The organism is Corallococcus sp. CA054B (assembly GCF_003611625.1).
In the GTDB taxonomy this organism is placed as follows: Bacteria; Myxococcota; Myxococcia; order Myxococcales; family Myxococcaceae; genus Corallococcus; species Corallococcus coralloides.
The window spans coordinates 34,973-59,937 of sequence record NZ_RAVY01000034.1; the positions used below are offsets into that span (position 1 = coordinate 34,973).

The 24,965-nt window shown below is 69.6% G+C and carries 27 protein-coding genes; 11 read left to right on the top strand and 16 right to left on the bottom strand.

All coding sequences use genetic code 11. The annotated features are described in order from the left end of the window. Window positions 1-162: 162 nt before the first annotated feature. Together D7V80_RS11410 and D7V80_RS11415 are read left to right on the top strand one after the other, a co-directional pair. Entirely contained in the window at window positions 163-1,671 is a 1,509-nt protein-coding gene (locus tag D7V80_RS11410) for an aldehyde dehydrogenase family protein (protein WP_120588176.1), read from the top strand. 80 nt (window positions 1,672-1,751) lie between these two features. Then, window positions 1,752-3,446, top strand: a complete 1,695-nt coding sequence (locus D7V80_RS11415) for a delta-60 repeat domain-containing protein (RefSeq protein ID WP_120588177.1) — start codon at window positions 1,752-1,754, stop codon at window positions 3,444-3,446. Window positions 3,447-3,469: 23 nt separating this feature from the next. Here D7V80_RS11415 and D7V80_RS11420 read toward each other — a convergent pair whose 3' ends face one another. Continuing rightward, window positions 3,470-4,324 carry a class I SAM-dependent methyltransferase gene (locus D7V80_RS11420; RefSeq protein ID WP_120588178.1) on the bottom strand — a complete coding sequence of 285 codons (855 nt, stop codon included), beginning with the start codon at window positions 4,322-4,324 and terminating at the stop codon, window positions 3,470-3,472. A gap of 74 nt (window positions 4,325-4,398) precedes the next feature. Between D7V80_RS11420 and D7V80_RS11425 the strand changes: the two genes are divergently transcribed. Next, window positions 4,399-4,830: a helix-turn-helix domain-containing protein gene (locus D7V80_RS11425; RefSeq protein WP_120588179.1), complete on the top strand. Its 432-nt coding sequence runs from the start codon at window positions 4,399-4,401 to the stop codon at window positions 4,828-4,830. A 20-nt stretch (window positions 4,831-4,850) separates the two neighbouring features. Here D7V80_RS11425 and D7V80_RS11430 read toward each other — a convergent pair whose 3' ends face one another. The 5 genes from D7V80_RS11430 to D7V80_RS11450 form a co-directional block, all read right to left on the bottom strand. Continuing rightward, window positions 4,851-5,168, bottom strand: a complete 318-nt coding sequence (locus D7V80_RS11430) for a hypothetical protein (RefSeq protein WP_120588180.1) — start codon at window positions 5,166-5,168, stop codon at window positions 4,851-4,853. A 21-nt stretch (window positions 5,169-5,189) separates the two neighbouring features. Further along, window positions 5,190-5,822, bottom strand: a complete 633-nt coding sequence (locus D7V80_RS11435; RefSeq protein ID WP_120588181.1) for a glutathione S-transferase N-terminal domain-containing protein — start codon at window positions 5,820-5,822, stop codon at window positions 5,190-5,192. A gap of 53 nt (window positions 5,823-5,875) precedes the next feature. After that, complete coding sequence (locus D7V80_RS11440; protein WP_120588182.1) at window positions 5,876-7,108, bottom strand: serine hydrolase; 1,233 nt, start codon at window positions 7,106-7,108, stop codon at window positions 5,876-5,878. Between the two features lie 91 nt (window positions 7,109-7,199). After that, window positions 7,200-8,252 (bottom strand): lipocalin family protein, encoded by a 1,053-nt coding sequence (locus tag D7V80_RS41725; RefSeq protein ID WP_158616598.1) that lies wholly within the window; start codon window positions 8,250-8,252, stop codon window positions 7,200-7,202. A 78-nt stretch (window positions 8,253-8,330) separates the two neighbouring features. Next, window positions 8,331-9,119 (bottom strand): AraC family transcriptional regulator, encoded by a 789-nt coding sequence (locus D7V80_RS11450; protein WP_120588199.1) that lies wholly within the window; start codon window positions 9,117-9,119, stop codon window positions 8,331-8,333. 77 nt (window positions 9,120-9,196) lie between these two features. Here D7V80_RS11450 and D7V80_RS11455 point away from each other — a divergent pair, with 77 nt between their 5' ends. Next, the gene (locus D7V80_RS11455; RefSeq protein ID WP_120588183.1) at window positions 9,197-9,688 is read left to right on the top strand and encodes a DUF1772 domain-containing protein; all 492 of its coding nucleotides are present in this window, start codon (window positions 9,197-9,199) and stop codon (window positions 9,686-9,688) included. Window position 9,689: 1 nt separating this feature from the next. Here D7V80_RS11455 and D7V80_RS11460 read toward each other — a convergent pair whose 3' ends face one another. Next, window positions 9,690-10,097 (bottom strand): DUF3224 domain-containing protein, encoded by a 408-nt coding sequence (locus D7V80_RS11460; RefSeq protein WP_120588184.1) that lies wholly within the window; start codon window positions 10,095-10,097, stop codon window positions 9,690-9,692. Window positions 10,098-10,487: 390 nt separating this feature from the next. On the opposite strand from D7V80_RS11460, the gene D7V80_RS41730 reads away from it, so the two are divergent. Beyond that, the gene (locus D7V80_RS41730; protein WP_158616599.1) at window positions 10,488-10,658 is read left to right on the top strand and encodes a hypothetical protein; all 171 of its coding nucleotides are present in this window, start codon (window positions 10,488-10,490) and stop codon (window positions 10,656-10,658) included. Between the two features lie 4 nt (window positions 10,659-10,662). On the opposite strand, the gene D7V80_RS11470 is transcribed toward D7V80_RS41730, so the two are convergent. After that, window positions 10,663-11,106 (bottom strand): DUF4437 domain-containing protein, encoded by a 444-nt coding sequence (locus D7V80_RS11470; RefSeq protein WP_120588185.1) that lies wholly within the window; start codon window positions 11,104-11,106, stop codon window positions 10,663-10,665. 102 nt (window positions 11,107-11,208) lie between these two features. Here D7V80_RS11470 and D7V80_RS11475 point away from each other — a divergent pair, with 102 nt between their 5' ends. Continuing rightward, a complete protein-coding gene (locus tag D7V80_RS11475) occupies window positions 11,209-12,132 on the top strand; it encodes a LysR family transcriptional regulator (protein ID WP_120588186.1) in 924 nt (307 codons plus the stop codon). A gap of 27 nt (window positions 12,133-12,159) precedes the next feature. On the opposite strand, the gene D7V80_RS11480 is transcribed toward D7V80_RS11475, so the two are convergent. After that, the gene (locus D7V80_RS11480; RefSeq protein WP_120588187.1) at window positions 12,160-12,663 is read right to left on the bottom strand and encodes a nuclear transport factor 2 family protein; all 504 of its coding nucleotides are present in this window, start codon (window positions 12,661-12,663) and stop codon (window positions 12,160-12,162) included. A 47-nt stretch (window positions 12,664-12,710) separates the two neighbouring features. Between D7V80_RS11480 and D7V80_RS11485 the strand changes: the two genes are divergently transcribed. Continuing rightward, on the top strand, window positions 12,711-14,015 hold the full coding sequence (locus D7V80_RS11485) for a hypothetical protein (RefSeq protein WP_120588188.1): 1,305 nt from the start codon (window positions 12,711-12,713) through the stop codon (window positions 14,013-14,015). A 13-nt stretch (window positions 14,016-14,028) separates the two neighbouring features. On the opposite strand, the gene D7V80_RS11490 is transcribed toward D7V80_RS11485, so the two are convergent. The 6 genes from D7V80_RS11490 to D7V80_RS11515 form a co-directional block, all read right to left on the bottom strand. Further along, window positions 14,029-14,421 carry a hypothetical protein gene (locus D7V80_RS11490; protein ID WP_120588189.1) on the bottom strand — a complete coding sequence of 131 codons (393 nt, stop codon included), beginning with the start codon at window positions 14,419-14,421 and terminating at the stop codon, window positions 14,029-14,031. 90 nt (window positions 14,422-14,511) lie between these two features. Then, a complete protein-coding gene (locus tag D7V80_RS11495; RefSeq protein ID WP_147447048.1) occupies window positions 14,512-15,099 on the bottom strand; it encodes a hypothetical protein in 588 nt (195 codons plus the stop codon). Window positions 15,100-15,208: 109 nt separating this feature from the next. Beyond that, the gene (locus D7V80_RS11500; protein ID WP_120588191.1) at window positions 15,209-15,967 is read right to left on the bottom strand and encodes an ABC transporter ATP-binding protein; all 759 of its coding nucleotides are present in this window, start codon (window positions 15,965-15,967) and stop codon (window positions 15,209-15,211) included. After that, window positions 15,964-16,935, bottom strand: a complete 972-nt coding sequence (locus tag D7V80_RS11505) for an iron chelate uptake ABC transporter family permease subunit (RefSeq protein ID WP_233585264.1) — start codon at window positions 16,933-16,935, stop codon at window positions 15,964-15,966. The genes D7V80_RS11500 and D7V80_RS11505 overlap by 4 nt, the downstream gene beginning before the upstream one ends. Then, on the bottom strand, window positions 16,925-18,019 hold the full coding sequence (locus tag D7V80_RS11510; protein WP_233585265.1) for an ABC transporter permease: 1,095 nt from the start codon (window positions 18,017-18,019) through the stop codon (window positions 16,925-16,927). Before D7V80_RS11510 ends, D7V80_RS11505 begins: the two co-directional genes overlap by 11 nt. Beyond that, window positions 17,982-19,007: a siderophore ABC transporter substrate-binding protein gene (locus D7V80_RS11515; RefSeq protein WP_120588193.1), complete on the bottom strand. Its 1,026-nt coding sequence runs from the start codon at window positions 19,005-19,007 to the stop codon at window positions 17,982-17,984. The genes D7V80_RS11510 and D7V80_RS11515 overlap by 38 nt, the downstream gene beginning before the upstream one ends. Window positions 19,008-19,170: 163 nt before the next feature. Between D7V80_RS11515 and D7V80_RS11520 the strand changes: the two genes are divergently transcribed. Both D7V80_RS11520 and D7V80_RS11525 read left to right on the top strand, forming a co-directional pair. Then, window positions 19,171-20,760 carry a family 43 glycosylhydrolase gene (locus D7V80_RS11520; RefSeq protein WP_120588194.1) on the top strand — a complete coding sequence of 530 codons (1,590 nt, stop codon included), beginning with the start codon at window positions 19,171-19,173 and terminating at the stop codon, window positions 20,758-20,760. 12 nt (window positions 20,761-20,772) lie between these two features. Continuing rightward, window positions 20,773-21,291 (top strand): SHOCT domain-containing protein, encoded by a 519-nt coding sequence (locus D7V80_RS11525; protein WP_120588195.1) that lies wholly within the window; start codon window positions 20,773-20,775, stop codon window positions 21,289-21,291. Window positions 21,292-21,305: 14 nt separating this feature from the next. Here D7V80_RS11525 and D7V80_RS11530 read toward each other — a convergent pair whose 3' ends face one another. After that, window positions 21,306-22,727, bottom strand: coding sequence for a hypothetical protein (locus D7V80_RS11530; protein ID WP_120588196.1), 1,422 nt, complete (start codon window positions 22,725-22,727; stop codon window positions 21,306-21,308). A 152-nt stretch (window positions 22,728-22,879) separates the two neighbouring features. Here D7V80_RS11530 and D7V80_RS11535 point away from each other — a divergent pair, with 152 nt between their 5' ends. After that, complete coding sequence (locus tag D7V80_RS11535; RefSeq protein ID WP_120588197.1) at window positions 22,880-24,304, top strand: NAD(P)/FAD-dependent oxidoreductase; 1,425 nt, start codon at window positions 22,880-22,882, stop codon at window positions 24,302-24,304. A 56-nt stretch (window positions 24,305-24,360) separates the two neighbouring features. Next, the coding region (locus D7V80_RS11540) for an adenylate/guanylate cyclase domain-containing protein (protein ID WP_199738505.1) at window positions 24,361-24,965 on the top strand (605 nt) is incomplete at its 3' end.

Genomic DNA, 24,965 nt, shown 5'->3' on the forward strand with positions numbered 1-24,965 from the left:
GGACGCTCGCCTTCCGGGGCTGCTCACGCCTCCCGGCGGGCCCCTGCCTGCCACCCCAGACAGACGGGGCGTGCATGACGATATTGCGAACATGCCGCAGCTCGTCACGGGCCGTGGATTCAATTGATTCAGCGCGGATTGGACGCGCGAGGAGGTGCACCCATGCTGGATACCGAACGTGGTGGCGAGCCCCTTCGTCATCTTGAAAGTCGTCTCCTGCTGGCCGAGGCACGGAGGGCCGTGCCGGAAGCCTTCGACTCCCAGGGCCGGTTGCTCTCTCCTGTCGCTGGGAAATGGGTCCAGCCGCCTGCCTGGTTCAAGGCCATCTCGCCGGTCGACGGCAGCGTCCTCGCGGAGCTGCCGCTGCTTGGCGCCGCGCAGGTCGCCGAGGGCGTCGAGCAGGCAGCAGCGGAGTTCGCGCCCTGGGCAGCCCGGCCGCTCGATGACCGCGCCCGGACTGTCGCGGAGGCGGTGGTGCTGCTCCATTCGCACCGGGACCTGCTCGTCCGGATCCTCGCATGGGACATTGGCAAGACGCTGCCCACGGCTTCCAACGACGTGGACCGGTGTCTCGCGGGCATCGCGTGGTACCTGGAGCAGATGGGCCGGATGATCGATGGCCGCAAGCCGCTCGGCCTGGTCTCGAACATCGCCTCCTGGAACTATCCCTTCTCCGTCCTGCTGCTCAACGTGCTCGTGCAGTCGCTCGCGGGCAACTCGGTCATCGCGAAGATTCCGACCCAGGGTGGCGGCGTCTCACTCACGCTTGCCTTCGCCTTGCTGCGCCGCGCGGGCCTTCCCGTCTCGCTCGTCGGCGGACGCGGAAGGGACCTCTCCGAGGCGCTCGTCGGCCATCCCCACATCGCGGGCGTCGCCTTCATTGGCGGTCGCGCCAACGGCGGTGAGGTCCACCGCCGCCTGCGTGACACGGACAAGCGCTATGCGTTGGAGATGGAGGGCGTGAACGCCTACGCCATCACGCACTTCACGGATTGGGACGGGCTCGGCGAACAGATTCGCGCGGGCTTCGACTTCGGCAAGCAACGCTGCACCGCCTACACCCGCTGGGTCGTCGAAAAGTCGCTCGTCCCGAAGTTCGTCCGGACGTATGTCGATACGGTTTCCACGTTGCGCGTCGGCAATCCGGTCCTGGGGGCGCACGTGGACTTCGGGCCGCTCATCTCCCCGAGCAAGGTCCAGGAGCTCCGCTCCCTCATCGACGAGGCGCGAAAGCAGGGCACGCAGGTGTTGCATCAGGGGATGCTCGCGGAGGACGCCTTCTCCGCGCGGCAGGAGCGGGGTGCATACCTGCCGCCCGTCCTGCTCTTCGGCGTCCCGCGTGACAGTGAGCTCTACCTGCGTGAACCCTTCGGCCCCGTCGACGTCCTGGTGTCGGTGGACTCCGAGGAGGAGCTGCTGCGGGAGGCCAACGTCTCCAACGGCGCGCTCGTGGCCTCGGTGGCGACGGACGACCCGGAGCTCGCCCGGCGCATCGCGGAGCGGCTCCATGCCTTCAAGGTGGGCATCAACGCGCTGCGCTCGCGTGGCGACCGTGAGGAGTCCTTCGGCGGCAGGGGCGGCTCATGGGCAGGCGCCTTCGTCGGTGGCATCCACCTGGTGCGCGCCTTCACGGACGGCCCGCATCCCATGGAAGGCAACTGGCCCGCTTGAAGCGCTCACCCGCGCGCCGGTTCCAGGGGGGCACGCGGCGTGGCAGCATGGTGCGACCTTGAGTCAAACGGGAGCGCGCGATGCAGGCTTTGAGGAACGCGGGCACGGTGTTGCTCGTGCTCGCACTGGGCGGTGGGGCCTTCGCGGAGGAGGACGGAATCTGGTCACCCAATGACCAGTTCCACGAGCCGAATGAGGATTGCGAGCTCGTGGCCGTCCTCCCCGCGCCCAAGGGCGCCTGGGGCGTGGTGGGGCACACCTGCAATCGATTTAACGGCGAGCCGGTGGGCAGCGTCGTGGTCATCGATGCCCTGGGCAAGCGCGACACGTCGCCTGCCTCCGTGGCGCTCGAAGCCGCGTCCGACCGGGACCGCATGAAGGAGCTGGTGCAGCTGCTCGCCGTGCCTTCCGGGGGCTACATCGCGACGTATTCCTCCCGCGACGAGAAGGCTCCCAGGGGCGAGAGTGGCCCTGCGAGCGTGGCCCACGAGCTCGTCCGCCACACGGCGGCGGGGGCGAGAGACGACGCCTTCAACCGCAAGGTGCGCGCGGCGCTGCTCGACAAGGTGGGCGCCTCGTCGTTCATCATCACCGCGGAGGTGGATGCGAAGTCGCGGCTCATCGTCGCGGCGTCAACGCCAGACGAGACCTACCTGAAGCAGGTGCCGCTGTGGCTGCTGCGCTTCACCCCCGCTGGCACCCTCGAACGCGCCGAGCGCTTCGACCCGGTCCTGAACGAGCTCAGGTTGGGCTGGTATGTGTTGAAGCAGGTCCGCGCCCGGGCCGACGGAGGCCTCTTCCTGAGCGGCCGGTTCCAACCGGAGGGGAGCCGGTCCGAGGTTCCCGTCCTCGCCCTCAACGCGCAGTGGAAGCCGGATACGAGCTTCAACACGCCTCTCATCTCCTGGGTGATGAAGGGGGAGGGCGGCATCGAGTTGAGCCTCATCGCTCCCCGTCCGGACGGCTCGGTCGTCGGGGTGGGAGACGTTGTGCAGGGAGAGACGCGCGCGCACGTCATGCGCCTGACGTCCGACGGGCGGCTCGACCCCACCTACAAGACCTTCCGGCAGGAGGGGGAATACCCCCAGGGCCGCTTCATGCGCGTGTCGGAGATGGGGCTTGGACCAGGTGGGAGCCTCGTACTCGCCCAGAACTACATCCCCGCCGTGGATCCGCCGGAGGGCCCCTGGCGCGCTCCGGGCCTGGTGCGCTTGAAGGCGGACGGCTCGGTGGATGCGCGGTTCCAGAAAGGGCTCGGCGCGGGACTGCGCTACCGGAAGGCGGCGGCGGAAGCGAAGCGCAATCCCGATACCTCGGGCTTCCTCCGGATGGTGGCGGCGATGCCGGACGGGTCCGTGGTGGTGGATGGGCTCTTCGACGAGTTCGCGGGCCAGCCGGTGACACCGCCCATCCGGCTCGCGGCGGATGGCACCCTCGTGGCGGGCTTCCAGGCGCGTTTCGAAACGCTCCTTCCGCCGAAGAAGCAGGTCCCCAACGCGACGACGAGCGCGTTCTTCAAGGCGGACGGCAAGGCTCACTACATCGAGTGCACCCGGCCGGGAGAGATGACGGAGACGTTCCTCTACTGGATGCAGGGCGACATCTGGGGACACACCCCCTCATGCGCGGTCCATCTTGGCGGGAGCATGGCTACACCCGCGGGGGCGTGGCAGCACTGCGATGCGCGGGTCCGCAGGGCCCAGGCCCAGGGGGCCACCTGCGTGGAGACGAAGCAGGATCCGCTGGACCGTAGACGCGGCTCCAGCGGGCCGTGAAATTCCCGGGCCACGTTGAAAGCTCAGGGGCTCGCTGACGCCCTGGCTCCCACCTTCCAGCAGGCAGCGGTGTAGCGGACCTCCGCTCCGTGCACGAAGGGCTCGAACGCGGCGCGGACCGTTTCGATGAGCTGGGCGCGAGTCCTCTCGTCCACCTCCGGGAGGACCCTTCCGAGGAGCCCGAACCGGGTCAGGTAGTTGACCAGCTCCTTCTCGGGCAGGGTGCAGGTGACTTCAATGGGTTGGATGTCGATTCCGGCCCAGCCGCTCTCTTCCAGGATGCGGTGGACCCGCTTCGAATCCGCGAAGGCGAACTGCCCAGGCGCGTCCGGCCGGCGGGTGGGGAGGTTCGGCACGAGCGGCGCCGCAGCGCGCTCGGCGGTCGTCATGAACGGGTTCTCCGAAGGACTGCGCCACGCGATGGCCAGGAGCTTGGCGTCGTTCTTCGCGGCACGGCGCAGGTTCGCGAAGGCCCGGACGGGGTCCTCGAAGAACATGACGCCGAAGCGCGAAATGATCATGTCGAAGCTCGCGGGCTCGAAGGCGTGCAGCTGCGCGTTGGCGCGGATGAAGCGGGCCGGGGTGCCCTCCTGGCTGGCCCGGGCCCGGGCGGCGGCGAGCATGGGCTCGGAGATGTCGATGCCGGTGCAGTGGCCCTTCGCGCCCAGCCGCCGCGCGACGGCGAGCGTCGTGCTGCCCGTGCCGCAACCGATGTCGAGCACCTGGCTCGCGGAGCCTGCGACGACTGCTTCGACGAGCAGGTCTTCGAGCGGCTTGAACATCGCGTCGAGCACCGCCTGGTTTTCAGCCCAGGCGTGTCCGGCGGTGCCGTTCCACAGCTTCGACTGCTCGTCCTCGGGCTGGCGCGTGTCATCCATGGGTGTTCCTCCGACTTGCCTTCAAGAACCAGAAGCCGCAGGGTGCCACTTCAAGTCGACTTGAGGTCAAGAGGATGACCGCATTGGACATCACGGAGGTGGCGAAGCGCTCCGGTGTTCCCGCCTCGACATTGCGCTTCTATGAGGAGCGGGGGCTGATTGCCTCCATCGGCAGGCGGGGGCTGCGCCGCCTGTTCGGGCCCGAGGTGCTGGAGCGGCTGGCGCTGATCGCGATGGGGCGGGCAGCGGGCTTCTCGCTCGATGAGATCGCGCGCATGTTCGCGCCGGACGGGCGACTTCGAATCGACCGGAAGCTGCTCGCGGCCCAGGCGGAGAAGCTGGACAAGACGATCCGCGAGCTGAGCGCGATGCGCGACGGACTGCGGCACGCCGCGTCCTGCCCCGCGCCAAGCCACATGGAGTGCCCCACGTTCCGCCGCCTCCTCAAGGGAGCCGCGTCAGGCGCGATGGGGGCGCGAAGGAAGAAGGCTCCGCGGCGACCGTAGAGCCTGGACGAGCGCTGCCGTCAACCAATGACGATTCTGGAGACCTCGGTGATGTCCAACGCGCTGAACTCCTCCAAGATTGAATCAATGTGTTCGAGGATTGCGGCGTTCTTCGGGCTGTCTGCCAACGCGTCCCGCAGCTGCCGGAACTCATGCATCAGTGCAGGCAGATCGTTCACATCGACAACTGGGCCGTCTTCAAACAACGGCACCCACTTGAGGCCAAGCTTCTCCGCCGCGGGAAGCCACACGCCATGGTACTCCCCCTGGGTGGCTCCCGGGATGTAGTGGGGAGCCCGGTCTGTCGATTTGAAATTGATGAGGATGGCGACGGACATCAGTGGGGCTCTTGGTGATGGTCAGACATCAAAGCGGAACAGGGTGGTGCTGGCGGAGGGGCGCTGTGCGAACTGCTGACAGAAGCGGTTCAGCGTTGCATGGGAGGCCGTGGGTAGGACGTCCCGGAACTCCAGATGGGTCACGAGGCAGAAGAGAGTGACCTCCAGGTAGCTCAGGCCCCGCTCAGGTGGGAGGGCGGCCAGCGCGGCGCTCGCGTTCGCTTCCAGCCAGGCCATCATGTTGAGCAATGACTCACGGAGCTTGCGTGCGTGGGTCGTGCCCTCTCCGGCGCCGGCCATCTTCTCCATGACCAGCGTCACCTCCGTCGCCATGGCCTGCAGGGTGAGCTCCTGCATGTTCGCCAGCAGGGGCGTGTCCAGGTCCTCCGGCCACACCACCCGGGGCCTGGGATTCGACCTCCGCCACAGCTCTCGGGAGACATTGAGCGCTCCGAACCAGGCGCCTTGAGCTGTCTTCAGGACGGGGATCCGGAGCGCGGGGTTGCCGCCGTAGTCCTCCGGGTTCGTGGACAGGAGGTCCCGCACCACCTGGAAGGAATGGTCGACTCCCAGCTCCGTGGCGAAGAGCCGGGCAATGCGTGTGAAGTGCGAGCTTGAACGGCCGATGATGACAGGCGTGTCGAGCGTTGCCATGGGAGCCTCCAGTCAATGTGACGTGGCAGGCTAACCCCATCTCGCCCCAACCCCTATGGCTGGGAGGGCCCCTGCAGGGCCGCCATGATGATCCGCACGGCGATGTCCGGCTGGTCCCCTCCCATGTGGAGCGTGTTGACCGAATAGATGAGGCGCCGGCGCAGATCCCGCGTGGCGCCCATCCCGTTGTTGTAGCCGTGCCGGTCGCCCGTCTTGCCCCAGAAGATGACGCCGTTGACGTCGTGGCGCCTGAGGCCCGCGCTGTAGCTGGCGCGGCCCCCTCCCGCGGCGGGCAGGTCCGGGACGGTGAACAGCTCCTCCTGCAGCTTGCGCGGCAGCAGCCGCCCCTGGAAGAGCGCGACGAGGAAGCGGTCCATGTCCTCGGCGGTGGAGATCATCTCTCCCGCGGCCCAGGGCACGGACTGGCTGGCTTCGGTGACGTCCACCAGGCAGCGCGTGCCGTACGCGATGGCACCCGCCGGGCAGCCTGTCTCTTCCGGCTCGACCTCCTCGTAGCCACGCGCGTGGCGCCCGGGGAGGGTCACGTCGTTGCCGGGCACGAAGGTGTCCCGCAGGTGCAGCGGCCGCAGGATGCGCTCGCGCACCGCGTCCCCATAGGGGCGGCCCGTCACCTGTTCGATGAGCAGCCCCGCCACGAGGTAGCCGATGTTGCCGTACTCCTGCTGCGTGCCCGGGGCGAAGCGGGGGCCCTGGGGGAGCGCCAGGGAGACGAGCTCCCGGGGACTGAAGCGCCGGAAGCGGTTCTCGAAGAACCAGTCGGGGTCCTTCTGCGGCACCGGCACGCCGGGCAGGCCGTGGGTGAAGTTGAGCAACTGGCGCACGGTGATGGGCGCGTAGACGCCCGCGGGCAGCAGGCGCGGCAGGTAGTCCTGGACGGGCCGGTCCAGGTCCACGCGCCCCTCGGCCGCGAGTTGCAGCACGACGACGGCCGTGAACGTCTTCGTCATGCTGCCAATGCGGAAGTGCGCGTCCGCGGGCACCGGAGCGCCGGTGCGGATGTCGGCCACTCCGGACGTACCCAGCCAACGCCCGTCCGCGCCGCTCACCCGGACCAGGGCGCCGGACACCTCCGCGTTCGGCAGCCCCGCGATGGCCTGGCGCAGCGCCTCGCGGTTCAGGGGCGGCAGGGGCGACTGCACCGCCTCCAGCTCCTGCTCGCCCGCCTCCAGCGCGGCACCGGCCGGTGCCTCCGGCCCGCAGGCGGGGGCCGTGAAGCTCGCGAGCAATGCCATACCCAGCCGCAGTCCGCGGTGCAGGACAGCCATGTTCCATCTCCTGTGAGGGAAGGGCCGGCGCTTTCCGGCCGGCGGATGGAACACCGGTGACCCCTGGCGGTGTCACCGGGCCGGGTGAATCTCAGTCCACCGCTACGTACAGCTCGCCATTCTGGCCAATGGCCCCCGGCGCCAGCGACCAGCCTCCGTTGTCGCTCATGAGGTAGAGCGTGCGCTTTCCCTCCGGCGAGCGCGCCGCCCCGATGAGCAGGTACCGGCGTGTCCGTTTCGCTCCGGTGAGCGTCAGCACGTCGTGCTTCACGCTCCAGGTGCCCTGGTCGTCATCGGAGCCGAACTTCATCGCCCCCACCTGGCCGGACGCGCCCCCGTACTTGTATTGGAACGCGTGATTGGCGCCGAAGGTGTAGTCGATGCTGTAGGAGACCGCCGTCATGGTGGTGCCGCCGGTATAGGCGTTGGCCCACTGGGCCGTGGTGCTGGTGCCGTAGACGAAGTGGCCCACCACCTCCGCGTCGTCCACCAGCGGCAGGCCCACGGGGCTGCCGCGCACACCCTTCAGCGCTTCCTCCACCCGGAGGTAGGACGTGTTCCAGGAGAACGAGGCCGACAGGGCCTCACCCAGACCCCCGGGCGTCATGAAGCTCTGGATGAACACGAGCGGCTCCAGGCGGTCGCCCGCCTCCACCAGATAGAGGCTCACGCGGAAGCTCCGGTCGTTGTTCTTCGCGCGCACCTCCGCGGCGGTGAAGAAGGCGCGGGCCCCGTTGGACATGAAGCGCCGCATTACCAGCGGGTTCTGCGGCACGCGGTTCCAGTCCGCGCCAATGCGCTCCTGCCACACCTTCGCGAGCCGGCCCTCGGCGTCGTCGAGCCCGGGCAGCGCCGGCAGCCGGAGCACCTCCACTCCCAGGGTGTCGCCCCGGTCGTCCCACTCGAGGATGAAGCGCCCGTCCTCCTGGGTCTTCCACCCCTGGGGCGCGTCGAACGCGAAGCCGCCGGGTTCGCCGGGGCTGCCGCCGCGCGCCCGGTTCACGGCCCCTGGAGCTCCGGGCGTGTCGCTGTCTCCGGCGAAGAGGCCCAGGGCCATGAGCCCCAGGGTTCCGGTGCAGCAGAACGCGCAGGCACCTCCGACCGCGAGGAGGATCCAGACGAGGGGACTCTTGGGACGGGCCATGGTGGGGTGCCTGGAAAATGGGCTCACCCGCTACTACGTGCGTCGGCGCCAATCTTCCCACCCGGGCTCGCGAATGCTTCAGCGTCCCGCGCGCCGCAGGACCGCGGGCGTGAGCCCCGTCACCCGGCGGAACACCGTGGTGAAGTGACTCTGGGAGCTGAAGCCGACCGCGAGCGCGATGTCTCCGAGGGAGCGGGTCGTGTGGCTCAACAGGTCACGCGCCCGCTCCACCCTCCGCTGCTGCACGTAGGCGTGCGGCGTCATGCCCATGGACTGCCGGAAGGCGCGGGTGAAGTAGAAGACGCTCAGCCCCGAGCGCCGGGCCAGCTCGCCCACCCGTATCTTCCGTGCGAGGTGCGCTTCGACGAAGAGCCGCACGCGGTGGAGCGCCGCCGCGGAGAGGCCACCGCGCCGCCGCGCCGCTCGCGACCCTCCGGGTTCCTGGAGCAGCTTCGCCACGCGGGCGGAATGGCGGTCCTGCACCTTCCTCGCCTCGCCCAGGAACCGGGCGATGACCTTCAACTCCGCGTCCGGCAGGGGCGCCATCAGCCGCAAGCCATCCGCCTGGAGGGGACCCCAGAGGGTTTCAATCCATTCGCGCGCATGCCCGGTGAGCGCGAGCCTCCTGGTGTTTCCCGAGCCCTCACGCTGGACGTATCCGGCGAGCTCCAATCGCTCCACATCCGCGCCTCGTGCGACCGCGCTCAGGGGGGCGGGGCCTCCGAAGTGCAGCTGCGCCAGACAGGTCAGCTCCTCGCGGCCGAGCGCGAGCACTGCCCCCACGGCGGAGTCGAACTCCGCGGAGGCTTCCTGGAAGCGGACGACGTCGGCGCCAATCTGGGCGAGGAGTGCGTGCCGGGGGCTCATGGAGAACACCGCAGGATTGAGAAAAACAGCACAAGGGCACGAAAGACGTTCGGGGGCATGGGACGCATGCTGGCCCCATGATGAACCTGAAGCCTTCCGCGGCGGAAATCCTGTTGTGGCTCTTCGTGCTCAACCTGGGCGTCGCGTTCGGCGCGGGGCTCTATGAGCACCGCATCGCGCTCCCCCGGTGGCTCGACGTCACGGGCGCGCACTGGTCCGCGGAGGCGGCGCGCCAGGATGACGTGGGCCGGCGCTTCTGGGGCTTCGTCACCACGGGGCCGCTGACGCTGCTCACGCTGGCCAGTCTCTATTTCGCCACGCGGGCCACGGGGCCGCTGCGCTCCTGGTGGCTCGCGGCCGCGCTGGTGGCGCTCGTGGACCGGGTGCTGACCTTTTCGTACTTCATCCCCACGATGGTCCGGCTGATGCAATCACCAGACACTCCGGCGGCCGTGGAGACCGCCGTGCGGTGGGCCCGGATGAATCAGCTCCGGCATGTGCTTTCGGGAGGCGCGTGGTTCGCGGCGCTCCAAGCCCTGTCATGGCTTCGGGTGACGCGAGGCGCGTGAGTCACGGCGCGTCGGGCAGGGTGTACTGGAAGTCGTAGGAGTGCTTCCCGCCCGGCGCGATGTCGATGGTCATCGAACCGGTGAGCCCCGTGAGCTCGCCGGTTCCGGAGTCCGGCACCACCGTGATGACCAGCTGGGGGGCACCTCGCGTCATGGTCCCGGAGTGCTGGAGCGCGAAGGTGCCGGCGCGGCCGTCCAGCGTCCCGCTGACGCGCTCCATGGCCACGTAGCCCGCGGACCCGTCCACCGGCGTCCGCACCGCGAGCATCTGTCCCTGGCTCGTGGCGTCCAGCCCGCCGTGAAAGCGCTTGTCGAGCATCATCCGGCCCGGAGCCGCCTCCACCGCGCCCGCCTCTGGCGCCATGGGGGTGAGCTTGACGTCGAAAGGACCACTCGCGCGCTTCGTCATGGGTGTCTGCTCCCTTGCCTGGTGGCCGGACAGATACGCCAGGAGCCCGCGCCTGGATTGCAAAAACGCGTCACCCCCGGCGCCTTGGGACTCGCGCGGCAGCAGCGACGACGCACACCGTCTACGCGACGTCCGGCTATTCGCAGCGCGTCCGCGACCTCAGCCAGATTTCGCTCTCACGCGACAACGTCTTCAGCGACGGCGCGTCCACGCAGTTGGCGACCGTGACGGGCAACACCACGGACGGTCATGCCGCGTCCCTGGTGGTGCCCGTCCGGGTCTGAGCCCGCCTGCCCGCCCGCGCTCCGTCCTGGAGGGATGGCAACCCTCCGGGAGGTGCCGCATGTTTGGAGAACAGTCGTCAGCCCCATCCGGACAGGAGCCTCGCCGATGTTCCAGCCTCCGAAGGAGACCACCTCGAAGAAGCACCGCGGTGGCTACATCCAGCAGACGAAGGACTTCCAGAAGATCCGCAAGCCCACCCAGGTGACGGGCAAGCGCATCGGCGGTGCGCTGCGGGCGGAGTTCGCCCGGCAGCAGAAGCGCCGCGACTCTCGCTGAAGCGTCACTTCGCCTTGGCGGGCGCGAAGTCGAAGGGCTTGTCCTGGGCGATGAGCATCACGCACTCGGCGTCCGGCGAGCACTGGTTGCGGTGCACCACCTTGCCGGGCTGGTCCCAGGTGCTGCCGGCCTCCACGGCGCCCGCTCCGGCGGCGCCCTCGCTGGTGTTCGTCATGCGGCCCTTCACCAGCACGCCGTGGTAGCCGGCGGAGTGGGTGTGCGGCCCGGAGTCGAACCCGGCGGGGAACTTCATCAGCAGGGCATACGGGCCCTTCTTCATGTCGCCCCAGAGCACGTGCACGGACGGGCCGCCGGGCATCATCTCCGTCCAGGTGAGCTTGTCGTAGGCGGTCTGCTGGAACGCGGCGGACTCCTTGCCCCCGGCGGCGGCGAAGGTGAACGCGGAGAGGACGGCGACGGCGGCGACGAGCTTGGGCAGGGTCTTCATGGGAGGCACTCCTCGGTGGAAGGAAACGCCGGGGAGGATGGCTTCGGGGCGGGCCTGCGAAAATGCCCGATTCCGCAGGGCACCTCTGCGAAAGTGCAGCCCATGCCCGAATGGAGCGACCTGCGGCACTTCCTGGCCATCGCGAGGGAAGGGAACCTCTCCGCGGCGGCGCGGCGGTTGAAGGTGGACCAGACCACGGTGGGCCGGCGCCTGGCCGTGCTGGAGAAGGAGCTGGGGGCGCGGCTCTTCGACCGGACGCCCACGGGCCTGCGGCCCACGGCGGTGGCGCTGCGCATCCTTCCGGCCGCGGAGGCGGTGGAGGCAGAGGCGCTGCGGGTGGAGCGGCTCGCCAGCGGCGAGGACCTGCGCCCCTCCGGGCCGGTGACGGTCACCGCGACGGACTCCTTCCTGGTCCACAACGTGATGCCGTGGCTGGCCGCGTTCCAGGAGCGCCATCCGGAAATCGAGCTGCAACTGCTCTCCGGCTACGAAGCGCTCTCGCTGGTGCGGCGCGAGGCGGACGTGGCCATCCGGCTGGTCCGGCCGCGAGAGGCATCGCTGCGGGCCCGGAAGGTGGCTGCCATTGGCGTAGTCCCTTTCGCGTCGAAGGCCTATCTCTCCCGCCGGGGGCCGGTGCGCTTCGACACGGGGCTCCAGGGGCACTCGGTGGTGGGCTACGCGCAGGACTCGCGGCGCTGGCCGGAGTCGAAGTGGCTGGACGTGCACGCGGCGAAGGCCACCGTGGCGCTGCGCCTGACATCCATCCTGGGGCTGCTCCAGGCCGCGCGCGAGGGACTGGGCGTGGCGCTGCTGCCGGCGTTCTTCGGCCACCTGCATCCGGAGCTGGTGCCCCTGCGTGACGCCCTGCCGGAGCTGGAGCGGACCGTGTGGTTGGTGTTCCACGAGGACCTGGCCCACAACGTCCGGGTGCGCGCGGTGGTGGACTTCCTGGCGGAGACCATCGGGACGCAGGCGGAGGCGCTCGCGAAGCCTCCGGCCAGGGCCCGGAAGAAGCGCGCGCGGTGACGGGGCCGCGTTACCGCACGTCCGGCGTCACGGCGTGCCGAGCCGCTTGCCGCGGGCGAACTCCAGGCCCAGCAGGTTGCCCCGGTGGTGGATGGGATCCAGCGTGACCTTCTGGATGCGCCAGCCCTCCGCGGGGGTCTTCACGACTTCGTGCGTGTAGCGTCCCACCAGGGTCCACTCCTGGGGAAACCCGTCCATGGTGAAGAAGTGGGACACCTCCGCGTAGGCGTGCACCGTGGCGTGCGTGGGGCTGGTGAACTCCGTGCGCACCGTGTTGGCGGTGGCGTGCTGCACGCGGGTGAAACACTCCAGTGCCTTGTTGCCGAACTGCGCCAGCACGGCGCGCGGCGCGGTGGAGGGCGGCACGCCCATGAAGCGGGAGTAGTCCGACGTCACCTCCGGGGCGAAGACCCGCTCCCACCGGGTCCAGTCACCCGTGTCCTTGCCATGGTCGATGGCCTGCCCGTACTCGGCGACCAGCTCCTGCACGGCAATCCAATCCAGCATGTACTCCAGGTTCTTCTCGCGCATCGTGCGGCTGCCTTTATGGAAGAGGATGAACTAGGCTTTCACTTCCCGTGGAGCCAGATCAATCCAAGACACCCCAGGCCGGTATCCCCGTCTCCAGCGCAGGGGCGGCGAGCGCCGCGTCGGTTTCGGCGGCGGGCAACGCGGCCCAGCACAATGTCAGCGCCCAGGTCGCCAACGACTTCCTGCGGCAGGGTGAAGCCGCCATCGACCTGCTGGGAAGACAGTACGTGAACGCCACCGACGCACAGCTCGCAGGGCGTGTGGCGGAGGAGTTCCATGTGGCGACCTTCAACGCGGAGGCCGCGCTCCAGGGCCGGCTGGAGCTCCAGGCCCACACGACCGTCAGCGTGGGGCGTCCCCATGATGCCGTCGACGTGGAGGTGTTGAAGCATGGCGTCAAGATGGCCGACGCCCAGGTGAAGTACCTGGGGACCGCGGAGCGGACCGCCAAGGGGCTCTCCCATCCAGGCTACGAAGGACAGGCGAAGATCGGGCCCGCGGACCAACTGGACGGCATCCGCGAGACCGCCAGGCGGGAGGCGGCGCGCAACGCCGGCAAGCGGCCCGCGCAGGCGAAGCACTACGAGGACACGGCTGGGAAGGCCAGTGACCGGCTCCAGTACGAAACGGTGCGCAGCAAGCCGCTGACGAAGAAGAACGCGGTGAAGCTGGCCCGGCGTGCTCGCAAGGGACATTCCGGGCTCGGGCGGGTTCCTCAGCAGAACGTCGCGCGACACGTGGGGCAGGCTGCGGGTCGCGGTGCCGTGGCCGGCGGCGCCGTGGCGGGAGCGCTGACCGCCGTCTTCTCGGGCGTGAGCAACGGCATCGACGCGTTCAAGGGGCGCAAGGGCGGACGCGAGGCGGTGGTGGACACCGCGAAGGACGCGGGGGTCGCGGCCATGGATGGCGCGGCGAAGGGCGCCGTGGGGGCTGGAGTGCAGGCCGGCGCCGCTGTCCTCGCGCGCAGCGCCGCCAGTCAGGTGCTCAAGAAGGCGGCGGGGACGTTGGTGCGCTCCAACGCGGCCCTGGCCGTGGGGACGGTCGCGGTGGACGCCGTGGTCGGCGGCGTCCAGCTGGCGCGCGGGAAGATCGACGGCGGCGAATACGCCCAGCGGGTGGGCGAATCCGCGGCGGGCGCCACCGGTGCCGTCGCGGGCATGAAGGCCGGAGCGCTGGTGGGCATGGCCGTGGGCGGGCCGCCGGGAGCGCTCGTGGGCGGAGTGGTCGCGGGCACCGCCGCCGCCCTGGGCGCGGGGCAGCTCATCCGCTGGGGCTTCCGGAAGAGGAAGCGGAAGCCGGAGGCCGAGGAGGACGCCGCGCCACCACCGGCGGAGACGGACCCCGCCGGTTAGTGGAGGGGGCTCCTCAGAGCGACGTGAAGGTGAACTCGACGTCGTCCTTGTCTTCCTTGTCGGTCTCCACGGTCACCTGGGGCTTCCAGCCGACCTGGATGGCGCCCTCGGCGGGCGCTCCCTGCCAGTCGAGCTCGAGGCGGTAGGTGACGTCGAGCCGGGAGGCGGAGTCCTCCATCGACACGGGGAACCCCAGCTTCCTCACGCCCGGCACGTTCGGCTGCGTGAGCACGAAGACGTGCTCGCTCAGGACCTTGTCATCGCGCTCATCCACGATGCGGACGCGATGCCAGGGCTGAAGCCCCGTGCTGGCTTCTCCAGACAGCTCCCAGCGGGGCTCCACCACGAAGGCGACGTCGACGAGGGACACCTCCACGCCGGAGCCCTTGCGGCCGGCGGCATGCACGCGCAGCCGGGGATGGGCACCGGGGGGCGGAGGCCGTCAGCGTCAACAGCAGCAGCAGGGCAGGGCGCATGTGCGGTTCCAGGGCAGGGGTCACGGCTCCGAGACGCTCACGCTCATGTCCTTGGGAAGGTCGGACGAGTTCAGCACGCGCGCCCGGGCGACTCCCGTCCACTCCAGCTCGACCGTGCCGGCGCCAGCGTCCGGCTGCAGCTCGATGGTCAGGTCCGTGCCCCACCCGCACTCCGTTCCCAGCTCACAGTTCGGATCCAGGTACGCGACGGTCTGCGCCACGACCTCCGTCCCTGCCTCCAGCACGACGGAGTGCGCGGGCCAGGAGAAGGTGGTCTCCCCGGCCCGGGACATCGAGACGCGCATCCAGGGCTGTGCCGTCTGCGTGGGGTCCGCCGGCGTCCATCGCGCCTTCACCTGCACCGTCAGCTCCCCCTCGGCGGTCTTCGACGGCGCCTTCGGCACCGTGACCTTCACGTTGATGGACCGCGTGAGCTTGGGCGCCTCCGTCGTGAGGGTCAGGGGAGCGCCCGTGTAGGGCTCGGAGATGACGTCGTCGGACACGCCTTCGGACGTGGCCACGACGCTGGCGCAGGCGACCAACAGAATCAGCCGGGTGGCCCAATGACGCAGGCCGGGATTCGGGGAGGCTTCGCGGGAGAGGGACATGGTGCCCGGGCCCCTGAGCAAGCCCGGTGCCAGGATGTCCCAGAGGGAACAGCTGTCCGGAGCCGCCGTCCTTCCGGCCCCGGAACGACACGCGTGTCACATCCCGGGCTCAGCGGTAGTGGACCGCGATGCGCTTCCCGTCGAGCAGGTGGATGTCGATCTCCATGTCATAGATGTCGCGGAGCACCGCGGGGCGCATCAGCTCCTCCGGCGTCCCCTGGAAGGCGACCTTCCCGGCGCGCATGGCGATGACGTGGTCGGAGTAGCAGGAGGCGTAGTTGAGGTCGTGCAGCACCAGCACCACGCACTTGCCCAGCGTGTCCGCCGCGCGCCGCAGCTCCTTCATCATGGCCACGGCGTGTTTCATGTCCAGGCTGTTGAGGGGCTCGTCCAGGAGCACGTAGTGCGTGTCCTGACACAGCACCATGGCCACGAAGGCGCGCTGGCGCTGGCCACCGGACAGCTCGTCCAGGAAGCGGTGCGCGAGCGGCTCCAGGCCCAGGTGGTGGAGCGCTCCCTCCACGAAGGCGCGGTCCTCCACCGTGGGGCGGCCCTTGGAGTGCGGGTAGCGGCCGAACGTCACCAGGTCGCGCACGGTGAGCCGCGAGGTGACGGCGTTGTCCTGCCGCAGGATGGCCAGCCTGCGCGCCAGCGCGTCGCCGGGCGTGCGGACCACGTCCATGCCGTCCACCAGCACCGTGCCGGAGGACAGCGGCAACAGGCGGCTCACCATGGACAGCAGGGTGGACTTGCCGGCGCCGTTGGGCCCGATGATGGACGTCACGCCCTTCTCCGGGAACTGGAGCGTGACGTCGTCCACCACCACGGTGTCTCCGTAGCGGCGGGACACGTTCCGGGCTTCGATCATCGCAGCACGCCTCGCATGAGCAGGGTGATGAACATCAGGCCGCCCAGGAACTCGATGATGACGCGCAGGTTGGCGCCAAAGGAGAAGACGCGCTCCAGCACGAGCTGACCGCCCAGAAGGCCAATCACCGCGAGGAACACGGCGGCCGGCAGCACGTGGGCGTGCCGGTGCGAACGCACCAGCCCGTGCGCCAGGTTCGCCACCAGGAGCCCGAAGAAGGTCACCGGCCCCACCAGCGCCGTGGACACCGACACCAGCACCGCCACTACCGCCAGGAGCCGCGACACCGTGCGCCGGTGGTCCACGCCCAGGTTGATGGCCACGTCGCGCCCCAGGTTCATCACGTCGCAGGTACGCATCAGGCTGAAGCCCAGGACGGACGCGCCCAGGGTCATCAGCGCGGAGACGATGAGCAGGTCCGGGTCCGGGTTGTTGAAGCTGGCGAAGAAGCGGTCCTGCAGGAAGTCGAACTCGCCCGGCGCGATGAGGCGCTGGAGGAAGCTGGACAGGCTGCGGAACAGCACGCCCAGCACCACGCCCGTGAGCAAGAGCAGGTGGACGCTCCTCCGGCCGCCCTCGAACAGCCAGCGGTGCAGCACCGCGGAGAAGGCCACCATGATGGCGACCTCCACCGTGAACAGCAGCCGGGTGTCCAGGCTCGCCATGGTGCGCGAGCCCAGGAAGAAGAGCAGGCTCGTCTGCAGGAGCAGGTAGAGCGTGTCGAAGCCCATGATGGCGGGCGTCAGGACGCGGTTCTCCACCACGGTCTGGAACAGCACCGTGGAGACGGCGATGGCGTAGCCCACCAGCAGCACCGTTGCGACCTTGCGCGCGCGGAACGGCAGCACGAAGTCCCACTTGCCGCCGGCATCCACGGTCATGAATACCACCACGCAGAAGGTGGCCAGGCCTCCCAGGAGGAGCAGCCGCCGCTCATGGCCTTCCATGCCCAGCGCGCTAGCCGACACGGTCGTCCCTCCGCAGGAGCAGGTGGAGGAAGAGGAGGCTGCCCACCACACCCGCCACGGTGCCCACGGGAATCTCATAGGGCTGGCGCACCACCCGCCCCACGATGTCGCACAGGAGCACGAAGCCCGCGCCCATCACCGCCACCCATGGGATGGAGCGGCGCGCGTTGTCACCCACGATGAGGCTGACGACGTTGGGCACCACGAGCCCGATGAAGGGAATCATCCCCACGGTGGCCACCACCACCGCGGTGACCATGGCGACGATGGCCAGCCCCAGCGCCATGATGCGCGGGTGGCTCAGGCCCAGGTTGGTGGTGAAGGCCTCGCCCATGCCGGCGACGGTGAAGCGGTCCGCGACGACGTAGGCGATGACGGTCAGCACGAACGCGCCCCAGAGCAGCTCGTACCGGCCGCGCAGCACGCTGGAGAAGTCGCCCGTGGTCCAGGCCATCAGCGATTGCAGCAGGGAGAAGCGGTAGGCGAAGAACGTCGTCGCCGCGTCGAAGATGGCGCCCAGCACCAGTCCCACCACGGGCACGACGAGCGCCGAGCGCAGCGGAATGCGCCGGAGGATGAACAGGAACAGCGCCGTGCCCGCCATGGCGAAGCCGGCGGCGACCGCAGTCCTGGCGAGGATGGGGAGGCCGGGGGCGAGCAGCGTCACGGCGAGCAGGCCCAGGCTCGCGGACTCCGCCGTGCCCGCGGTGAAGGGCTCCACGAAGCGGTTGCGCGCGAGCATCTGCATGATGAGGCCCGCGACGGCCAGGGACATGCCCGCCAGCACCAGGGCCAGCGTGCGCGGCACTCGGCTGATGACCAGCACCTGCACGGCGCGCTGGTGCTCCGCTGGCGAAAGCAGCGCCTCCCACGACACGTGGCTCACGCCAATCAGCAGGCTCACGCCCGCGAGCACCAGCACTCCGAGCACCGCCACGGCGAGCAGCGGGAGGGGGCCGCCCTTCGCGCCGGTCGCGGGCAGCGGCTCGGTGCGCGGGCGGACGTCGCGGGCGGCCACGGACGGCGCGCGCGAGACGAAGCCTGTCTCAGGGAGCGGGGGGCTGTCGGGGCTTCGCGTAGACATCGGAGATCTGCTCCATCAGGCGCCGCAGGGACTGGATGCCGCCGCCGATGAGGTAGGTGTTCGCCGGCTCCAGGTACACGACCTGTCCCTGCTTCCAGGCCGTCGTCTGGTGCACCAGCTCGTTGTCCAGGATCCGCTGCGCGCCGCCGCCCTCGCCAACGGCCGCGTCCCGGTCGATGACGAACAGCCAGTCCGGGTTGGTCTCCAGGATGAACTCCGAGCCCACGGCCTCCCCGTGCAGGGACGCCTTGAGCGCCGGAGCCGCGGGCGGGATGCCGAAGGTGTCGTGCAGCACGCCGAAGCGCGAGCCCGGGCCGTACGCGCTCATCCGCCCTCCGGACGTCAGCACGATGAGCCCCTTGCCCCGGCTGGCGGTGGTGCCCTTCAGCGTCGCGATGGACTGGTGCAGCGACTCCACCAGGGTGCGCGCCTGCTCCTCCTTGCCGAAGACGGTCGCCAACCGCTGCGTGTTGCCCACCACGGTGTCCAGGAAGTGCGCGTCGTCCGTGGTCTGGTCGATGGTGGGCACGATGGCGGCCAGCTTCGTGTACCTCGCGCTGGAGCGGCCGCCTGTGATGACCAGGTCGGGCCGGGCGGCGTGCAGGGCCTCGTAGTCGGGCTCGAAGAGCGTCCCGTAGCGCGGGTACTTCTTCGCGTCCCCGTACTTCGCCAGCTGGCCGGGGAAGTACTCACCCGCCACGCCCTGCACGTCCACTCCCAGCGCGTCCAGCGTGTCCAGCGCCGCCAGGTCGAACACCACGACCTGCTTCGGGTGCTCGGTCACGACGGTGCTGCCCTGCGCGTGGGCGATGGTCCGGCCCGCTCCCGGAGCAGGGGCCGCCGCGGCAGCCGGTGCCGCGCCTTCCGAGGGCGCGGGAGCCGGGGCCGGAGCCCGAGGGCCCCCCCAGAAGAAGACCGCGAACGCGATGACCGCGACCCCGATGAGGGCCGCGAGGAGGGGAGGGAACCGCCGGGGAGAGGTGCTCACGGGAAAGACAGTCCAGATGAAGGTGGGGTCAAGTGAAATTGATATTCATTATCGAAGTCTGCGGGTATAGCGGATCGTCGCCGGACGGTCAAAACCCATCGGCCTTGCGTGGTCCGGGCCTTCCCTGGAAGCTTGAATTTCAAGACTTCCATGGAGAGGCCTCATGAAGCCCGTCCGAGCCGTCCTGCTGTTGTCCCTCCTCACCACGACCTTCGCCGGGAGCGCTCTCGCGCAGGACAACTCGCGCACGCTGCTGATGCAGTGGCTGGCGGATCCGGACGTCTACAAGGAGAACGACGACCTGTTCTTCCTCACCGGCACGGGCAACGGGGTGCTGATTCCGCTGTATGAGTCCAACGACCTGACGGCGTTCCGCTTCAAGCGTGACTACAACCCGTCCGCGGCGGATCCGACCTACGACTACTGCTTCCTGTGGGCGCCGGACCTGAGCAAGGTGGGCAGCGTCTACCAGCTCCACTTCTCCGGACACCGGGTGCCCAACGGCGCGGCGTGTCCGCCGTCGGGCCAGGAGGTGACGACCTTCGTCGCCACGGCGCCGGACCTGAACCTGGTCTTCGGGGTGCCCCAGCCCATCAACGCCAACACCACCTGGCCGCGCACCACCACCGGCACGGCGTGCCTGCCGCAGGGGTGCAACCGGAACATCCGGATCGACTCGGCGACGTTCAACGACGGCGCGGACCGCTGGCTCTTCTATGTCTGGTTCCAGAACGGCAACAACATCTCCTCGTTCAAGCAGTCCGCGCCCGGCACCGTCTACAACCACGCGGGTCCGGCGGTGTTCGCGACGCCGGCCTACGAGGAGGGCATCAACGAGGCGCCGGAGCTCTTCAAGCGCGACGGGCGCTACTACATGGTCTTCAGCGGCGGTTGGTACAACAGCCAGTACGCCATGTACTACGTGATGGCGGACTCCATCCCGGAGCTCACGCGGGCGCGGGCGGTGCGGCGGCAGTCCCTGCCGCTGAAGAACTCCGCGGGCCGGCTGGTGCAGTCCCACGGCCACAACGTCATCGTCGAGCGGCGGGGCGAGTACTTCAACATCTTCCATCAGGGCGCCTTCGACAGCGCGGGCAACCTCACCTCACGCAGCACGTACAAGCAGCGCGTCGCGTTCAAGCCGGATGGGGCGATGACGTCGCTCAACCAGGTGAGCGTGCGCTGGAACCGGCTCGCGGGCTACAGCTACTCGTTGGATGTCGTGCTGAAGAATGGCTCGGTGGTGGGGCCGTGCACGTCCGTGGTGCTGCTGGGGCAGGCCAACAAGACGGTGTTCGACGGCGTGTGCCGCAGCGCGGGGGACCGCGTGGTGACGAAGGGGGAGATCGCCGCGTTCCGCCTCTTCTATTCCAACAACAACGTCTGGGGTCCCTCCGTGGAGAAGGCCTATGACGGCATCTCCGACGACGTGTCCCTGAAGCTGCCCGGCGGCGTCACGCCCTTCGTGGACCTGGAGTGGAGCGAGGAGGAGACGCTGGCGCAGTACTCCATCGACGTGCAGCGGCGGGACACGGGCGCGTGGATTGGCCCGTGCATCGGCGTGGGCGCCGTGAACAAGAGCCTGTCCTGGAGCTACACGGGGCGCTGCGACACGCCGGGCATCAACGTGCCGTTCTCCAACATCCAGGCCTTCCGCGTCTGCTCCGCGGTGAACGGCGACTGGGCCCGCGCGCGCTGCGGCGCCGCCGCGTATGACGGCCGGGCCCTGCACTCGCGCATCAACATCCCCTAGGCTGCAAGCCCCATGTTCGACGCCATCACCTCCGACCCCGCGCTCCTCGTCCTCGTCATCGTCGTGGTGGGAGGGCTGGGCGTGGCGTTCGGACCGAAGGGGGGGCTGCTGGGGCTGTTGGGCGCCGGGCTGGATCGCACGGAGTTGAAGAACGGAAGGGCCGGCGAGGCCACGGTGCTGGAGGTGCGGGACACCGCGATCCGCATCGACAAGCGCCCGGTCCTCCAGCTGCTCCTGGAGGTTCACCTCCCCGGCCGTGCTCCCTATCAGGCGCGGGTGAGCAAGCGGCTGCCGCCTCATTCGAGCACGGCCACCTGGGGGCCGGGGCTTCGGGTCCAGGTGATGGTGGACCCGATGCAGCCCCAGCGCGTCGTCATCACCGGCTTCGCGATGGCCGCCCCGGCCAGCCCGCCATCGCCCCCGGCGGATCCGGTCCGGGCGATGGAGGACCTGAAGCGCATGGCCGACGGCGGCCTCATCACCGAGCGCGAGTACGAGGAGAAGAAGGCGGAGATCCTCGGCCGCTTGTAGCGCCCGCGAGGCCGCTAGCGATGGCGGTGGCAGGAGAAGATGAGGGGCGCGAGCGCGCCCTTCACCTTGTAGGCGAAGGAGTGGCCGTCCTCCTCGGAGGAGGCGTATTCGAGGTCGGGCTGGGCCTCCAGCCACTTCATCGTGGCGGGCAGGTCCGCGCAGGGGTCGGGGAACCTCGCGGCGAGGCGCTTTCCGAAGGCCTCCAGCTTCGCGTGGGCCTCGACGGCCTCCCGGTCATCCGCCTCCCGCTGCGCCTGGGAGCGGATGTCCCGCGTCCGCGGTTCGCTGAGCCAGGTGCTTCCGTCGGAGAAGCGCGCCTCCATCGCCAGCCTCGCGGTGCGCGCCACCGTCGTGTCCAGCGCGACCTTGACCGGAATGCTGGGCGCGTGGGCGTTCCTCCCGAGGGGGAGCGGCATCAGGCGCCGGGTCACCCTGCCTTTGGCGTCCACCTCCACCAGCGTCGCCTCGGTGGGGCGGGGGATGAGCTGATGCGCGGACACGTCCACCTGGAGCGGGGTCTTGTCCCCCACCATGAAGTCCCACGGCTCCCGCAGGTCCAGGGGCCGCGGGGTCACCGGGGAGGGGACGTTGCATCGCACGGCCAGCTTCATGGCGACATCCCGCTCCAGCGCTGGCTTCCCCTTGCAGGTCAGCTTGATGCGCAGGGACTGCTCGAGGGGCTTGGGCTCTCCCTCACATTGCTGGAGCACCCGCGGGACCGGCCAGAGCGCCGGGGTCAAATCGAAGGTCTTCGTGCCCGGGTAGCGGGAGTCTTCGGGCCCCAGGGTGCGGCGCACTCCCTTCGCGGTGCTCACCAGCTCCACCGACTCCACGCCGGTGAGGCAGGTGGCCTGCAGGTCGATGCGCGGGTGGAGCCACAGCGGAGTGGCGCCGCCGCCCTCCACCCCCACGAGCTTGCCCTGCATCACGTAGGCGGTGGTGGCCTGCATGGCGTCGAACCGGGGCCGCTCGTGTTCCTCCAGGACGGCCTGCTGGAGCCGCGCGTAATAGAGCCCGGACTGCATCGGGGTGAGGCGTTCCATCTGGGCCTGCGTCAGCGGGACGCTGGGGAACGGATTGTCGGGGAGCGGCTCGCGGCTCTGGAGGACGACCTGGGTGGTGCCCTTCGCCCGCTCCACCTTGAGCCAGAGCGACTCGGCGGGCTGGGGCGTGAGCGCGTCCTGCAGGTCCGCCGCGTCGAGCTGGGCCAGGGGCACCTTGATGAAGGCCCGGGCCGGCATGTCGATGCGCTGCACCTTCATGCCCTCCTGGAGTCCCGCCTCGGCGGCGACGCTCTTCGGCTCCACCCAGGTGATGGTGACCGTCTCGCCATCCGAGCGCGCGGAGTAGCCCGCGGACTTCATCGTGACGGTGAACGGCGCCGCCGCGAACATCCAGGCGCCAGCGAACGCGGACAGCAGCGAGGCGAGGAACATGTGAGCGGCTCCAGGCGGCGGTGAAGCCTTTCATCCTAGGGGGTTGGCCGGGGGCTGGAAGAAAATCCCGGCTCTCCGGTACGCTGCGTCTCTCATCCATTCCGAGGGGGCGGTACTCGCGGACCGATGGATGGCGTTGTCAGGGGGACCTCTTGCAATCCACCGACCTCCATCCTCTGGGATTCAAGCGGGCCGTTGTCATTGGCGGAGGCATCGCGGGGTTGCTGAGCGCGCGGGTGCTTTCGGAGCACTTCGAGCAGGTGACCCTGCTGGAAAGGGATTCGCTCCCCGCGGGTCCCGAGGCCCGCAAGGGCGTGCCCCAGGCCCGGCATGTCCACGCATTGCTGGAGGCGGGACGCGAGGCATTGGAGCAACTCTTTCCCGGCCTGGTCCAGGAGCTGTGCGCGGAAGGGGCCGAGCCGGGTGACATGGGCCGTGACTCCGCCTGGTTTCATGCCGGTGCCTGGAAGGCGCGCTTCGTCAGCGACATCCGGACGGTGCTCTGCACTCGCGCCTTCCTGGAATGGAAGGTGCGCGGCCGGGTGGCCACGCTGCCGGGGGTGACGCTGCGTCCGGAGTGCTCCGTGAAGGCCTTGCTCGCGGACCCCTCCCGCACCCGTGTCACCGGTGTCTTGCTGGAAGGTCCCGGCGGCGAGGAGGCCCTGGAGGCGGAGCTGGTGGTGGATGCGAGCGGGCGCGGTTCCAGGGGCAGCCGCTGGCTGGAGGAGCTGGGCTACGGCCGGCCCGACGTGGAGCAGGTCGAGATCGATCTGGCCTACACGAGCTGCTTCTTCGAGCGGCCCTCCTCCCTGCCGGACTGGAAGGTGCTCGTCGTCTATCCGCGCGCCCCGGAGGGATGGAGGACGGGCGTCATCTCCTGCGTGGAGGGCGGCCGGTGGCTGGTCAGTCTGGGAGGGTACTTCGGGCAGCATGCGCCCACGGACGCGGAGGGGTTCCTGGCGTTCGCCGGTTCGTTGGCCCGGCCCGAGCTCCACGGCGCCCTCCGCGACGCCCGGCCCCTGTCAGCCCCCGTGACACACCGGATTCCGTCGAGCCGGTGGCTGCATTACGAGCGGATGGCGCGGTGGCCCGAGGGCTTCATCCTCCTGGGGGACGCCGTGTGCGCCCTGAACCCCATCTACGCGCAGGGCCTCACGGTCATCAGCAAGGGGACGGACCTCCTGGCCCGGATGCTCTCCGCCCAGGCCCGGGCCACGCGTCAGGGCTTCGCCCGGCGCTTCCAGCGCGAGCTCGCGCGGGTGCTGGCCATGCCCTGGTGGATGTCCACCACGATGGATCTCCAGTATCCGCAGGCCCGGGGGCGCCGCCCTCCTGGATTGGGACTGGTGCAGCGGGGCTTCACCCTGATGCTGGACCTGACGTCCCGCAACGCCAATGCCTGCCGCCGGTTCTACGAGGTCATGCACATGCGGCACGGCCTGGGGGGATTGCTGACGCCCTCCCTGCTCGCCTCTTTTATCGCCTACTCAGTCCAGAGCCTGTTCGTCCCCCTGGAGCGCCGTGCCAACGTGACAGTCTGTCCGCCGGCTCCAGGTGGGGGACATGACACGGGCTGAAGAGAGTGCAAGGCTTTGGGTCCCGTACTCCCAATCCCATGCCTGACCTCCCCCTGATGGCAGACCTCGCGCCCTATGTGCCCGGCATCCTGGTCAGGACCCTCGCGGCGCGGGGGCCAACGCCTGTCATGCCGGCGGAGGCCCGGCTGCAGGGGGTGGTGCTCTTCGTGGACGTGGCTGGCTTCACGCAGCTCACCGAGCGGCTGTCGCTGCGGGGACTGGAGGGCGCGGAGCTGCTTTCGGAGGTGCTCAACAGCTACTTCGGACGGATGACCGACCTCATCACCGGGCATGGCGGAGAGGTGCTGTTCTTCGCGGGGGACGCGGCGCTGGCGCTCTGGTCCGCCCCGGAGCCCTCCGCGCTGCCGCGCCTCATCGCGCTCGCCACGCAGTGCGCCCGCAGGGTGTGTCAGGAGCTCTATCGCTTCTCTCCCGTGCCCGACGTGGCGCTCATGCAGCGCGCGGCGATTGGCGCGGGGCCGCTGGCGTTCCTGGAGCTGGGCGGCGTGGAAGGCCGTGGGCTGCCCCTGGTCGCGGGCCCCGCCATCACCCAGCTGGGGCTGGCGAGCCGCCTGGGTGGCCCCGGGCAGGTCGTGCTCTCCGCTGAAGCGTGGGCCCTGGCGGGAGGGCAGGTGGACGCGGTGGCGCTGGAGGGCGGGTG